Annotated in this window: 13 protein-coding genes and 1 tRNA gene; 6 read left to right on the top strand and 8 right to left on the bottom strand. The window is 51.1% G+C overall.

The annotated features are described in order from the left end of the window. Positions 1–247 precede the first annotated feature (247 nt). The 4 genes from FKW31_RS11670 to FKW31_RS11685 all read left to right on the top strand — a co-directional run bounded on the left by FKW31_RS11670 (position 248) and on the right by FKW31_RS11685 (position 3816). The gene (locus FKW31_RS11670) at positions 248–667 is read left to right on the top strand and encodes an NUDIX domain-containing protein (RefSeq protein ID WP_063354498.1); all 420 of its coding nucleotides are present in this window, start codon (positions 248–250) and stop codon (positions 665–667) included. Between the two features lie 25 nt (positions 668–692). After that, positions 693–1589 carry a LysR substrate-binding domain-containing protein gene (locus tag FKW31_RS11675; protein ID WP_150178610.1) on the top strand — a complete coding sequence of 299 codons (897 nt, stop codon included), beginning with the start codon at positions 693–695 and terminating at the stop codon, positions 1587–1589. Positions 1590–1710: 121 nt separating this feature from the next. Continuing rightward, a complete protein-coding gene (locus FKW31_RS11680; protein ID WP_150178611.1) occupies positions 1711–3546 on the top strand; it encodes an FUSC family protein in 1836 nt (611 codons plus the stop codon). Between the two features lie 63 nt (positions 3547–3609). Then, complete coding sequence (locus FKW31_RS11685; protein ID WP_035353375.1) at positions 3610–3816, top strand: hypothetical protein; 207 nt, start codon at positions 3610–3612, stop codon at positions 3814–3816. A 79-nt stretch (positions 3817–3895) separates the two neighbouring features. Here the strand turns inward: FKW31_RS11685 and FKW31_RS11690 are convergent. Together FKW31_RS11690 and FKW31_RS11695 are read right to left on the bottom strand one after the other, a co-directional pair. After that, positions 3896–3972: transfer RNA gene (locus tag FKW31_RS11690), tRNA-Arg, on the bottom strand. A gap of 119 nt (positions 3973–4091) precedes the next feature. After that, a complete protein-coding gene (locus FKW31_RS11695) occupies positions 4092–5201 on the bottom strand; it encodes an alpha/beta fold hydrolase (RefSeq protein WP_150178612.1) in 1110 nt (369 codons plus the stop codon). Between the two features lie 60 nt (positions 5202–5261). On the opposite strand from FKW31_RS11695, the gene FKW31_RS11700 reads away from it, so the two are divergent. Next, positions 5262–5477, top strand: coding sequence for a zinc-finger domain-containing protein (locus FKW31_RS11700; RefSeq protein ID WP_150178613.1), 216 nt, complete (start codon positions 5262–5264; stop codon positions 5475–5477). Between the two features lie 94 nt (positions 5478–5571). Then, entirely contained in the window at positions 5572–7767 is a 2196-nt protein-coding gene (locus FKW31_RS11705; RefSeq protein WP_150178614.1) for a protein-disulfide reductase DsbD, read from the top strand. Here FKW31_RS11705 and FKW31_RS11710 read toward each other — a convergent pair. The 6 genes from FKW31_RS11710 to FKW31_RS11735 form a co-directional block, all read right to left on the bottom strand. After that, the gene (locus tag FKW31_RS11710; RefSeq protein ID WP_063354503.1) at positions 7764–8102 is read right to left on the bottom strand and encodes a multidrug efflux SMR transporter; all 339 of its coding nucleotides are present in this window, start codon (positions 8100–8102) and stop codon (positions 7764–7766) included. The two genes, FKW31_RS11705 and FKW31_RS11710, sit on opposite strands and share 4 nt — an antisense overlap. Before the next feature lie 17 nt (positions 8103–8119). Further along, complete coding sequence (gene serS, locus FKW31_RS11715; RefSeq protein ID WP_089179479.1) at positions 8120–9388, bottom strand: serine--tRNA ligase; 1269 nt, start codon at positions 9386–9388, stop codon at positions 8120–8122. Positions 9389–9391: 3 nt separating this feature from the next. After that, complete coding sequence (gene tatC, locus FKW31_RS11720) at positions 9392–10222, bottom strand: twin-arginine translocase subunit TatC (protein ID WP_089179480.1); 831 nt, start codon at positions 10220–10222, stop codon at positions 9392–9394. Then, positions 10219–10887, bottom strand: coding sequence for a Sec-independent protein translocase protein TatB (gene tatB / locus FKW31_RS11725; RefSeq protein WP_162870692.1), 669 nt, complete (start codon positions 10885–10887; stop codon positions 10219–10221). Before tatB ends, tatC begins: the two co-directional genes overlap by 4 nt. A gap of 72 nt (positions 10888–10959) precedes the next feature. Further along, the gene (scpB, locus tag FKW31_RS11730; RefSeq protein ID WP_150178615.1) at positions 10960–11826 is read right to left on the bottom strand and encodes an SMC-Scp complex subunit ScpB; all 867 of its coding nucleotides are present in this window, start codon (positions 11824–11826) and stop codon (positions 10960–10962) included. Continuing rightward, the gene (locus tag FKW31_RS11735) at positions 11823–12740 is read right to left on the bottom strand and encodes a ScpA family protein (RefSeq protein WP_006115952.1); all 918 of its coding nucleotides are present in this window, start codon (positions 12738–12740) and stop codon (positions 11823–11825) included. The genes scpB and FKW31_RS11735 overlap by 4 nt, the downstream gene beginning before the upstream one ends. Positions 12741–12754: the final 14 nt, after the last annotated feature.

Below are 12754 nucleotides of genomic sequence, written 5' to 3' on the forward strand. Positions count from 1 at the left end.
ACACCCCACCATAATATAACGTCAATCCCTAAAATCAGAAAAAATGTAAGCTCCTGAAAATAAACAATATCCTTGCAAAAACCCGATTCCTAGCAGAACGACTACAGCCTCAAAAATGGCAGTTTTCCTAGGTTACCGTGAGATTACCTTTCTGTAGCGCTTTTAAATAAACTGAATTTTCAGCCCTAACGGCGCACCTGATTTCAGGTTACACACGCTTTATTCCCTATTTGCAGGAGAAATTTTTATGCCTTCCTCTCCTCGAACAATCTATCTTTCGACTGCCTTGCTCGTTTCCCCTGCCAAAAACATTCTATTGGTTCGGAAACAGGGAACGCACTTTTTTATGCAACCCGGCGGCAAGCGTGAAACGCATGAAACACCAGAGCAAACACTGGAACGCGAACTGCAGGAAGAAATATCGCTGACAGTTTCTGTTTCTGCACACAACCATATTGGCTGCTTTCGTGCTCCAGCAGCCAATGAACCCGACCACATTATTGAAGCCGAACTATTCCAATTGCCTATTCAGACAGAAATGGTTTCACCCGCGGCCGAGATAGAGCAAATTATATGGATAAACCCTTTTAATTTTGCGGATGATCTGCCTTTGGCGCCATTTACAAAGGACACCGTTATCCCACTAGCACGCACTTTACTTTCTTGAACATTCATTAGGTTCATTTCAAACCATGTTTTTACGCCAGCTTTCTTATTTGATTGCCCTAGACAAATATCGCCATTTTTCACGCGCGGCAGAGCATTGCGGTGTTTCTCAACCCGCGCTTTCTGCTGGGATACGTCAGTTAGAAAGCGAGCTGGGAATTACCATTATAAATCGGAACAGGCGCTTTAATGGTCTGACGGAAGAAGGCCAACGTGTTCTGGCATGGGCACGCCAAACGGTTTCAGACTTAACTAATTTGCGCCAAGAAGCTGCCTTTGCTCAGGATGTTGCCGGTGGTTCCTTAGCTATTGGCATTATGCCCCCCACCATGCAGGTAATACCATTGCTGATAGAGAGCCTGAGAGCCGCTATTCCGGCTTTACATGTAAGCATCACGGTTTATTCCAACGCTGAAATTTTACACCAACTCAGAGAACACCAGATCCAACTTGGCCTGATGTATCTGGATCAGATTCCCCAAGAAGGACCTTTTGATACGCACACCCTCTATCAAGAACAGCACGTATTAGCTGCTGGCGAGGGCATAACACTACCTCACACGCGCCATTGTTCATGGGAAGCAATCAGCCGGTTGCCTTTGGGGCTTCTCAACCCACAGATGCGTAGTCGGCAATTTATAGATGCTGCGTTTCGTGATGCGGGCATAAGACCCCATATCATGCTAGAAACAAATGCTATGGAACTCCTGCATACAGAAGTACTTGCCAGCCGCCTTGCAACAATCTTGCCGGTGGCGGCTCTTCCTGAACGGAGCGGCATATTACAAACACGCTTGTTAGAAAATCTGCCCACCCCTGATGTCGGCATTGTGCGCTTGCAACAAACTATTATGCCCACCCTATCCATGCGCGCCTGGGAAATTTTACAGAAGTTGGATTTTCACCACTCTTACTCTATCTAAAATGTTCACTGAATTTGTTGTGTTTTCATCATAAATATTACTTATGATATAATTACAACAAACACTTGGACGGCTGTTTTTGTATCCGGCAGCGTGCGTTTTCCGACCTGCAGGAAATGTTATGCGCACACTTACCGCCGCAATAGGGCAACCTTTTAACAAATCAGCTTTAGCGTGGCTGCTGGCACCTAGCGTGCCAGATGTTCTGTTCGCACTCCGTACCGCGAGTGCGGCCTGCCTCTCGTTGCTAATTGCCATGTGGATGGAGCTAGACAGCCCCCAATGGGCACCACTGACTGTATGGGTGGTGGCTCTTTCCTCCCGCGGGGAAAGTCTTTCAAAAGCACGGTGGCGTATTGTTGGCACGCTTATTGGCTGCTGCGCCGCTTTTGTATTGATGGCAGCATTTCCCCAAGAACCCGGCCTATTTTTTTGCAGCCTTGCTCTGTGGATTGGCGTGTGCTGCGGATTGGCAACTTTTGGCACCGGTTACCGTGCCTATGGCTTGCTGGTTACCAGTTTCACTTCAGCCATTGTGGCATCTGGCGCCATTATGCAGCCAGACAATATCTTTGATATCGCTATGGCCCGTAGTTCCTACATTATCTTGGGAATTGTGTGTGAGGCCACTTTGGCCGTGGTGTTTATGCCGGGCTTGCAGGAACAAGCACAAAAACGCCTTTTAGAGCGCCTGAGCACAACCCTGCTCAGCACAAACCAAAGTATTGCTTCACTTATCCATCGCCCTCGCGCCATCACACTGGAGCCAGCATTATCTGCACTTCTCAATGCCAATGCGCGCGCAGAATATGATGCGCTGGAAATAGGCCCACATTCTCATGCCGCGGATCACGCACGCGCTGCTTTTGCAGGCATGATTACCATGCTGGCCCGCGGATATGGCCTTGCCCTAACGCATCAACTCACACCAACAAACCACACCATGTTGGCTGATGAAGCTATAATTCGCCAGCACATTCAGACTTGTATGCACCCAAAATCCGGAGATCATTTCCGCTTCAGGTTGCAATCTCGCAGGCATGCCGTAGAGGCAATGGATAACGGTATCCGGGCCTGCTTGGGTATTCTGGGGGCCTGGCTTGTCTGGGAAGTGACAGCATGGCCCGCAGGCCCTACGTTTTTTTCTTTTGTTTCTCTCGTATATGGCTTGCTGGCTACGCGTGAAAATCCGCTTTTGGCGGCAGCTCCTTTTTTTAAGGGTGCTTTATGGTGCGGGTTAATTGCTGCTTTGTACGCGTTACTTGTTATTCCCGCCATAACGGCACCAGAACTTCTGGTTCTGCTACTGTTTATTCCAATGATTATTGGTGGATTGGCCGCGCGCCACACACAAACAGCAGGATATGCTTTTTCATTCAACATGTTCCTGCCAGTGCTGCTAGGCCCTGCCAATCAGGGACGATTTGATGAACAATCTTTTTTCAATACTACCCTAGCGTTTCTGGGCGCTGTGTTGTTCACCCGGTGGACTTTTCTGATTATCTTTCCATTCCGGCTTGATTCCCACATGCGCCGCACACGCCGATGGATTGAAAAAAGTCTGAACCATCTGGCACGCACGGGTGATAAAACCCAACCCCATATCTGGCTTTCCAGAAATGCCGAAAGCCTTGTGAGAATTATCAATACCTCTAAAGCTCTCCCTCAGGAAAAGACGGAGCAGTATATTCAGGAACAAATCTTATACATGGTGAAAGGCCTGTATCTGATTTTTCTACGGGATACTGTGAAAGACAAAACGTTTCCCGATGCCTTAAAAACCGAACTCAAAAAAATCCTTCGCATCTGGGCATCTGGCAGCTCCATGCGCATGCAACAAACTCAGGATCTTCTAAATAGACTGAAACAGAAAGATGTCATTCCGTCTGCTCCAGACCAAGCGCTCATACAAAAAATATGCACATATCTGCATGTTCTGGCTGCCCCCATGAAATAATGGTTTTTCAGCCCTGTTCACGGTCTTACATATTTGGTGCTGAGACACTTACTGCCCGAGAGAATGCGCCGTATGCCCAAACCTAAAAACGACACACCAAACACAGATCGGGCAACCCAACGGGCATCTTCCTCTCAAACAGGAGCCAACTTGGGAAGTGGCGCGGGTATTACCGTATTTTTGGGTTTTATCGGGTTTATTGCTTCCCCACGCGCAAGCCTGCGTAGCTTGTTAGAAGATGCAAAAGACCATTACCGACGCAAAAAATAAGGCAAACTGTCTAACCGAAACCACAAAAGTGTCTAACCTTTGCAGAATACTGCAAAAAATAGCCAATCATTTCAAAGGATGGTGGACCCGGCGCGATTCGAACGCGCGACCTTTGCCTTCGGAGGGCAACGCTCTATCCAGCTGAGCTACGGGTCCGTGCGCCTTCCCTAACGCAATTCAGGGGTATTTGCCAAGCCTCTATCTGCATTATCCTGATAACTTCCCGTAGATAGATTTTTTTCTTATTCTGAGTCTGTCATTCTGTCTGGATGAATTTAACGCGCCAAACCATCCAACCACGAGGCAGGAAACCACTTTCCCTCTGTCTTTGCCGGGTTTTGTGCCTGCCATGCACTGGCGGCAACATCTCCGCCTGATGGTAAAAAGCTGTCTGGCTGCGTTATCCAGGTCAGCATGTCCTGCATCACCTGTTTTCCGTTTTTGTCGCGCAGCAACAAATGATGGCCGCCAGAAATTAGGTCCAACCGCGCGCCTTTGGGCAGAGTTTCCCATACCTTAGCCATTGCCTTGGAAGGCACGAGTTGATCTTTATCTCCATACACACAGAGCAACTGCCCTTTCATTTGCGGTGCTGCCGTGGCTGCCTGTTTCATCAAGCTTACCAACCCACGTAAAGCCTCAAGCTGGGTAGCTCGCAGAGTAAGCGGGTCAAAATACAGGCGCAAAAGAGCTGCCGGATTATCACTTGCCACCACATGCACGGGCAGTTCTTGCCCCGTTACCAAATGGTGTGGAAAAAGCGTTGCCAAAACATCCAGTGGAATATCGGCCCCAAGCCCCAGATTCCACACAGCAGGTGCCAACAGCAACGTGCCTGCAACAGATGGTGCATCCGTGCCAGACATCAAAAGCATGAGAATAGCACCACCCATGCTTTCGCCCGTAAGATAGAGCGGTATTTGCGGGTTTTCTTGCTGAAGAATGGCAATTTCCTCCCGCACATCCTGCACCATGCGGTCTGAACCTGCCCATTCTCCACGGTTTGGGGCTTCTCCAAACCCGCGTTGGTCTGGGGCCACCACAGTTATGCCCTGCCCGGCAAAAAATGGTGCAGGTTGCTCCCATGCATCACGGCTATCATTAAACCCATGCAGCGCAAGCAATATGCCACGAGGTTGTCCTTGTGCCTGCCATACGCGCGCAGGAAGAGCTGCACCATCCGACAGTGTAAACATACGGTCAGGCGGAACCAACCGGGCGGCTGCCGCAAAGCGTGGGGGAGGCTTGGGGGGATCAGGAAGTTTCATGCTGCATCCTGTCATACTCAAAAACACAACCAGTAATGCGCAGCAATAGCGACCATGCCTGCTCACGCGCATGGGAAGATAAGAAAGGTGCAAAACCACAGCCCACCCAGCTATCATGCACACAGCCTGCACATGTCTTTCATTTAGGCATCATAGCAAAAAGGGGATACCACACCTATGTTGATACAGCCTGCCAACCCTGTGCCACACCCCAAACTGGGGCATGTTGAAACCATTATGGTAGACAAACGCAAAATTGCCTGTGATGGCGGCTTAAGCGAACTTGGACACCCCCGCGTATGGCTGAAAATTGGCGGACATCAAACTGTATGCTCCTATTGTTCACGCCTGTTTGTGCTGCAACCAGATGCCGAAGGACAGGCAGAACACTAACTGCTTTTTCTGCATCCTTTGCTTTCACCAACAGCAGGTTACAATTACAGGCAAGTTTGGCCTATGCTGCGCGCTCCTTATCGCAGAATGCACCATGAGTTTGCCTGTTATGTCCTTCCTACGTCTTACTGCTTCTGGCCTATCTCATTCTCTTACCTGGATGCAGGCAAGGCGAAACAGGCATGGCTTTACAGGCTGGCGGTCTGGGTTTGTGGCCATTTTGATGATGGCATGTGTTTTTTCCAGTGCTTCAGCAATCGCAGCGGAAAGCCCACAGGTTAAAACCGGCCATAGCATCGCAAGCCTGATAACAGCATCTGATACCGCTGATGCCAGTGCTCCCTTACACATTGCCTTGCGGCTTCAGCTTCAAAACGGTTGGCATACCTACTGGCAAAATCCGGGAGATGCGGGAGATCCGCCAACTATCACCATAAATGCTGATGGCGCACTGCAAGGCAGCACGCAAATCATCCATTGGCCGGTACCTCAGCGCATTCCCGATTCTTCGTTAATGTCTTACGCCTATACAGGCGATGTTATTTTGCCTTTGGTTCTTCCCCTTCAGACCGCAGACCAGAAATCAGACAAAATAAACATTAAGGCACATGCAAACTGGCTGGTGTGCGAGCACGTCTGCGTGCCAGAGGAAGCTGATCTTGCTCTTACGCTGAATAAAGGCTCTCCAACGCCCTCCGCTCAAGCACCTTTATTTGAGCAAACCTCACAGCACATGGCTGTGCCCTCACCTTACACGGCAACCTTTTCCTCCAACGGTATTTTACAGCTGACTGGCAAGGATCTGAACCCCACATCCGTATCCGATGCGTGGTTCATGCCAGAACAACAGGGAAAAATTGCCGAAGCTGCCGAACAAAAATCCACTATCCGCAATGGCTCTGTCACACTGCACCTTAAACCGACTGCGGATTTTTCTGCCCTACGGTTCTTAGCTGGCATTGTGGTTTTGAAGGACAAAGCGGGCACAGAACGCGCACTGCAAATAAATGCCACCCATAGCGCATTAACTGATACACCAGAAAATACGCTCGCTGCTTCCCCCAGCTTTATACAGCAAATGCTGTTTGCCTTTATAGGCGGCATTATCCTCAACCTGATGCCATGCGTCTTTCCCATTCTGGCCATGAAGGCTTTGGCGATCACCCGGCTTAGCCATGCCGCAAAGCGGGAACAGATCCTAAGTGCATCCTGTTACGCAGTTGGGGTTATTGGCAGTTTTACCCTTCTGGGCGCAATCATGATGGCAGCACGTCTTACAGGTGCTGCAACGGGCTGGGGCTTTCAGTTTCAATCCCCTCTTTTTGTGGGGATGGTCTGTTGGCTCCTTTTTGCCATGGCCCTGAATCTTCTGGGCGTATTTTCTTTTTCTGCCGTTTCTATCAGCAGCGCACCACATACGCGCCACAGCTTATGGAATGATGTTTTAACAGGCGTACTTGCTGTTGTTGTGGCCTCACCTTGCACCGCCCCTTTTATGGGCGTGGCTATTGCAGGGGCACTTTCTGGCCCCCCAATTGCTGGGCTTACCGTATTTGCCGCACTCGGTCTGGGGTTGGCGCTGCCTTATCTGTTGATTGCAGCTTACCCTTCCTGCGCCAGAATGTTGCCCCGCCCCGGCGCATGGATGGTTTATTTGCGCCAGTTTCTGGCATTCCCCCTGTTGGCATCCTGCGTGTGGTTGCTATGGGTTGCCACGCTGGAAGGTGGTGCTTCCATAGTTGTGCTGCTTGGGTCTGGTATGGTGCTTTTAGGTCTGGCTGCATGGGTTTATGGTTTGGCCCAAACGCACCAGAACACATTATCTGATCGCAAACGCTTTGCCCTACACGGCTTGGCTTTATTGGCATTGCTTGGCGCATTATCCATGCTGCCCATATTACGGCAACAAACTGCGGCTCCTTCTTCCGTACAAGGCATGTCTTTGCCTGAAGGCGTAGAAGCTTTTTCCGCCACTAAACTGCAAACCCTACATGCCAGCAAAAAAAATGTGTTTGTAGATATGACGGCTGCCTGGTGCATTACCTGTTTGGTAAACGAGCGCGTGGCGTTAGATGTGCCGGAAGTGCGCGAAGCCTTCAAAACCCAGAATGTCACCCTGTTGCGCGGAGACTGGACGACACATGATGCCGCTATTACGGCTTTCCTACGCCAACATGGGCGCGATGGCGTGCCTTTTTATCTGTTCATTCCAGCTAACGGAACGCCCGTAACACTGCCACAGGTGCTCACACCGGGGTTGGTTATGAAAACCATCAGTTCCGCACATTAATGTTGTATGGAACCTGAAAACACATTGATCACCAACACCCCGGCCATAATCAGGCCAATGCCAATAAGGGCCGGTGTATCCAGCATCTGTTTGAAAAACAAAGCGCCAATAGCAGAAACAAGCACAATGCCAACCCCGCTCCAAATGGCATAAACAATGCCTGTTGGAATAGTTTTGAGCGGAATGGACAGAAAATAAAAGGCACACCCATAAGCTGCCAAGCTGGCAATAGCGTATCCCCAGCGCGCAAACCCGTGCGAAGCTGTGAGCAAGGATGTGCCGATCACTTCAGATACAATGGCGATTGCCAAGTATAAGGTGGGTTTGGAAACCATTGTATCTAAGCCTTCCCCTAGCTGATTTTTTCAATGCCCCCCATATATGGGCGCAAAACATCCGGTACGGTCACAGAGCCATCTTCGTTCTGATAGTTTTCCATTACCGCAATAAGGGTGCGGCCTACAGCAAGGCCAGAACCATTCAGCGTATGCACAAAAGCAGGTGCGGCCCCTGCCTGTGGGCGATAACGGGCGTTCATGCGCCGGGCTTGAAAATCCCGCGTATTGGAGCATGAAGAAATTTCCCGCCAAGCATCTTGCCCCGGCAACCATGCTTCCAGATCAAAGGTTTTTGCTGCACCAAACCCGGTATCTCCAGCGCATAGCAGCATACGACGATATGGGATATTCAGCTTTTCCAGAACTTTTTCTGCACAGCGCGTCATACGCTCATGCTCAGCATCACTTTCTTCTGGCGTGGTGACGGAAACCATTTCCACTTTTTCAAACTGATGCTGACGGAGCATTCCGCGCACATCGCGCCCGGCGGCCCCTGCCTCGCTCCGAAAGCATTGGCTTAGCGCTGTCATACGCAGCGGCAGTGCCGAACCTTCCAAAATATCCCCAGAAACAGAAGCCGTAAGCGGCACCTCTGCTGTGGGAATAAGCCAGCGGCCATCTTCCGTGCGAAAGGATTGATCTGCAAATTTTGGCAGTTTGTCTGTTCCGTACATGGCATCATCATTCACCATGACGGGCACCTGCGTTTCCGTATATCCATGCTCTGTCACATGCAGATCCAGCATAAACTGGCCCAAGGCACGTGCCAGACGGGCAATACCGCCACGCAGCACAACAAAACGTGAGCCAGAAAGCTTGGCGGCTGTTGCAAAGTCCATCTGCTTCAACGTTTCGCCCAGCTCAAAATGTTGCTTGGGTGTAAACGTAAAGGCAGGCTTTGTGCCCCATTCATGCTGCACCACGTTTGCGCTTTCATCCGGGCCTTCTGGCACGGTGGCATCCAAACGGTTTGGCAGGTTGGCGAGAAGGGCTGTGCTTTCACGACCCAGTGTATTAACCTGTTCTTCCAGCGCTTCCATTTCTGCGCGCAAGGCCAAACCTTCGGCCTCCAGATCACTGCTATCGCCACCACTCCGCTTTAGTGTGCCAATTTCACGCGCCAGCGCTTTCCGACGGCCCTGCTTTTCCTGCAACACAGTTTGTGCTTGACGGCGTTCTTCATCCCATGCCAGTAGCCGAGCCGAAACTGGCTCAATCCCGCGGCGGGCAAGATCAGCATCAAAAGCAGCGGGATCAGCCCGCAGGGCGCGAATATCATGCATGGGTTAGGGAACCTCCTGCTGGGTGTTGGATGTATCTTCCGCTTGGCTCGCCTTAAACTTAGGTTCAACCAAGCGCGCGCAGATAATGGAAATTTCGTAAAGTAAGACCAAAGGCACGGCCAGACCGATCTGGGTAATGACATCTGGCGGCATCAGAATAGCAGCAATAACAAAGGCACCTACAATGGCATAGCGGCGGAAACGGCGCAGCATATCCGCCGTAACAATGCCCACACGCGCCAGAAGCGTAAGCACCACCGGCAATTCAAACGCCACACCAAAAGCCATGATCAGTTTCATAACCAGAGAAAGGTATTCGGAAACCTTGGCTTGCAGTTCAATCTGCACCCCATCATGCCCAGCGCCTGCTGTTTGGAACGACAGGAAGAAACGCCACGCGATGGGAAAAATAAAGTAATAGGCCAAAGAGGCCCCAACCAGAAACAGAATGGGCGTTGCAATTAAAAAAGGTGCAAAAGCGCGTTTTTCCGATCGGTAAAGGCCGGGGGCTATAAAAATCCATGCCTGCATGGCCACAACGGGAAAAGAGAGGAACGCCGCCCCAAAAAACGCCACACGGATATAGGTAAAAAATGCCTCATACAGTGCCGTATAAATAAGATGTGGCTGTTCGCCCTGCTGGCGCATAATTTCACCCAACGGGCGCGCCAGAAACAGATAAATATCACCCGCGTAGTGGTAACACAGCGCAAAACACAGAATAAAAGCCGCTCCCGCCCATAATAAACGGCGGCGCAATTCCAGCAAATGTTCGATCAACGGCATTGGCTGATCGTGAATAGGATCTTCCCCCACGGTTTCATTCTCGTTCATGGTTGATAATCCACCACCTGCTGTTCTGGCTCAGCCCCTTTCGGCTGCTCTGGCTGCATATCCATATCCTGCTGCCATGCCGGTTTACTTGGGCCAGATACGCTCCCCAATCTTTCACCCGGCGCCACACTGCGCCCACCGTGCATGACGCGCACTGGTGGCAAAAATGCTGGTGGATGCAAGCGTTCCTGCTCCTTTAAAATGCGGCGCACAATATTGGGCGGTAATTCTGGCGGGGCACTGGCAATATCTTCATCTGTTACGGCTGGTTCATATGTACTGGGCACATAAGCAGAAACATTGGTTGTGCTTTGTGTGCTGGAAGTTGGCATATCCAATGCACGAGGGCCCGCAGGAATATGCTGTTCAGCAATTTGTGGCGGAGGTGCGAAAGAACTGCTTAACGTACCATCCGAATCAATGGCCTTCATGATCCGATTACGTACGTTGAGGTTTTTGAGGTCTCGGACTTGATCGCGCACTTCTGTCAGATCAGCTTCACGCACCATCTCATCAACGTGAGATTGAAACTCCCCAGCCAGTTTACGTGCCTTTTTTACAGCTCCAGCCAGCCCACGAATGGCCACGGGCAAATCCTTCGGGCCGATCACGACCAGAGCCACGGCGCCAATTAGCGCAATTTCAGACCAGGCAAAATCAAACATGGGCAGTTCCGTTGCTGCACGCACCGCACGGGAAAAACAAAAACGCCCGCACAACCAGATGCAGAGTATCTATCACGAGCCTTCTGGCGCGGGAACACGCGGTTTTACGCTTTCTTCCGCAACCTCTGGCGTTTTCTCTGCCTGCGCATCTGTATTTTCAGCACCTTCAACTGGATCAGCCTCAGCCTGTAGCTCACTATCCAGCACGGCATCAGCATCTGACGTATTGAGGGTATGCTCTGTTTGGTCTGCGGCCTCTTCCTCGCCCTTTGCAAACGTAATTTCGGTTTGAGGGCGCCCCATTGCTCCCGCATTTTCGGGCACTTCCACCAACAGTTCCTCCCTACGCGGCAGATCCGCCAAGGAGCGTAAGCTAAAGTGACGTAAAAAATCCTGCGTGGTGCCCCACAGCACCGGCCGCCCCGGCACTTCCTTGCGCCCTTTAGGCATAATAAGTGCAGATTCTATCAACGTATCCAGCACATTCTGCCCAAGGCTGACACCGCGTATTTCTTCTATCTGTACGCGTGTACAGGGCTGGTGGTAAGCAATAATGGCCAGTGTTTCCATAACTGCACGTGAAAAACGGCGAGGCCGCTCCAATACACGCGTAAGGGCTGGTGCCAAATCTGGCGCTGTCCGAAACTGCCATCCTCCGGCTATTTCAACAGGCATCACACCGCAGCCTTCATAACGCTGCACAAGGGCTTGCAAAACAGCCGTTACAAACGTTGCCAGATTATCCACCCCATCTGGCACAAGCTGACGCAATTCCAGCAATTCCGCTAACCGGCGCGCACTTACGGGTTCGGTAGAAGCAAAAATAAGCGCTTCAGCCAGACGCAAAGCCTCTTCTGAAACCATAGTGTTTTCAGACTGAACCACTTTAATGGCTCCTTCACTTTCAGAAGCAGGTTTATCCGCCATGTCAGTGATCATGAAGTTTGCGCTTCTTCGGCTGGAAGTATGTTTTCAGCACTATCATGCTCGGTTTCATGTATTTCTTCATGCGGGCGTAGCATGATCTGTCCAAAAACCTCTTCCTGCCGCAATTCCAGCCTTCCACTTTTTGCCAATTCCAGCCCCGCAATAAGTGTACCCGCCACAGCAGCACGCCGTTGGCGCACCGCATCTGCTCCTTCTGCCTGTTCAGGTAAAACATCTGGCAAAAAAGCATCCAGACTGCTCCAGCCTGGTGGTGTTTCACCTAGCAGACGTGTCAGTCTGCTTAAGGCATCCTGCACAGTCCAGAACCGTAAAGTGCGTGGGGCATAAATACGCTTGCGTGCATTACGCCGCATAGCCGCCATATAGGCCCGCATAAGCTGCGGCATATCTAGCACCAGACCAGAACGGTCTATTTCCACCAGATCTTCTGCCACGCCACGGGCAAATACATCCCGCCCCAATCTGGGCCTGTCATCCAACCAACGGGCCAGCTCACCCATGCAGGCAAGTTCTATCAGCCGCTCCTGCAACAGTTCTGCGGCTTCTTCACCCTCTACAGCAAGTTCATCATCCGGAGGCAGCAGCAGGCGGGATTTAAGCCACGCCAACCATGCCGCCATAACCAACCAGTCTGCGGCCAATTCCAGCCGAACCCGGCGGGCATTTTCTACAACGGCAAGATATTGTTCTACCAGTTGCAGAATGGAAATACGGGCCAGATCAACCTTTTGCGCCCGGGCCAGATCAAGCAGAAGATCCATAGGACCTTCAAACCCCTCTAACCGCAACAGCGGCACACGTGGCACCTGCTCTACCTGGGTATCAACATGAACAGGCAACACGCCAGAAGCCTCTGCCGGGCTTAGCGCACTTTCAACATCTGCCTGCGTGTGTCCTGCTTCCATTCTGCCAGACCAGT

The sequence above is a fragment of the Acetobacter sp. DmW_136 genome (assembly GCF_008690365.1).
GTDB classification, from domain to species: Bacteria; Pseudomonadota; Alphaproteobacteria; order Acetobacterales; family Acetobacteraceae; genus Acetobacter; species Acetobacter oryzifermentans.

Coding starts and splice junctions, on each gene's coding strand:
- FKW31_RS11670 (WP_063354498.1), top strand. CDS start 248: ATGCCTTCCTCTCCTCGAACAATCTATCTTTCGACTGCCTTGCTCGTT.
- FKW31_RS11675 (WP_150178610.1), top strand. CDS start 693: ATGTTTTTACGCCAGCTTTCTTATTTGATTGCCCTAGACAAATATCGC.
- FKW31_RS11680 (WP_150178611.1), top strand. CDS start 1,711: ATGCGCACACTTACCGCCGCAATAGGGCAACCTTTTAACAAATCAGCT.
- FKW31_RS11685 (WP_035353375.1), top strand. CDS start 3,610: ATGCGCCGTATGCCCAAACCTAAAAACGACACACCAAACACAGATCGG.
- FKW31_RS11695 (WP_150178612.1), bottom strand. CDS start 5,201: ATGATAGCTGGGTGGGCTGTGGTTTTGCACCTTTCTTATCTTCCCATG.
- FKW31_RS11700 (WP_150178613.1), top strand. CDS start 5,262: ATGTTGATACAGCCTGCCAACCCTGTGCCACACCCCAAACTGGGGCAT.
- FKW31_RS11705 (WP_150178614.1), top strand. CDS start 5,572: ATGAGTTTGCCTGTTATGTCCTTCCTACGTCTTACTGCTTCTGGCCTA.
- FKW31_RS11710 (WP_063354503.1), bottom strand. CDS start 8,102: ATGGTTTCCAAACCCACCTTATACTTGGCAATCGCCATTGTATCTGAA.
- serS (WP_089179479.1), bottom strand. CDS start 9,388: ATGCATGATATTCGCGCCCTGCGGGCTGATCCCGCTGCTTTTGATGCT.
- tatC (WP_089179480.1), bottom strand. CDS start 10,222: ATGAACGAGAATGAAACCGTGGGGGAAGATCCTATTCACGATCAGCCA.
- tatB (WP_162870692.1), bottom strand. CDS start 10,887: ATGTTTGATTTTGCCTGGTCTGAAATTGCGCTAATTGGCGCCGTGGCT.
- scpB (WP_150178615.1), bottom strand. CDS start 11,826: ATGATCACTGACATGGCGGATAAACCTGCTTCTGAAAGTGAAGGAGCC.
- FKW31_RS11735 (WP_006115952.1), bottom strand. CDS start 12,740: ATGGAAGCAGGACACACGCAGGCAGATGTTGAAAGTGCGCTAAGCCCG.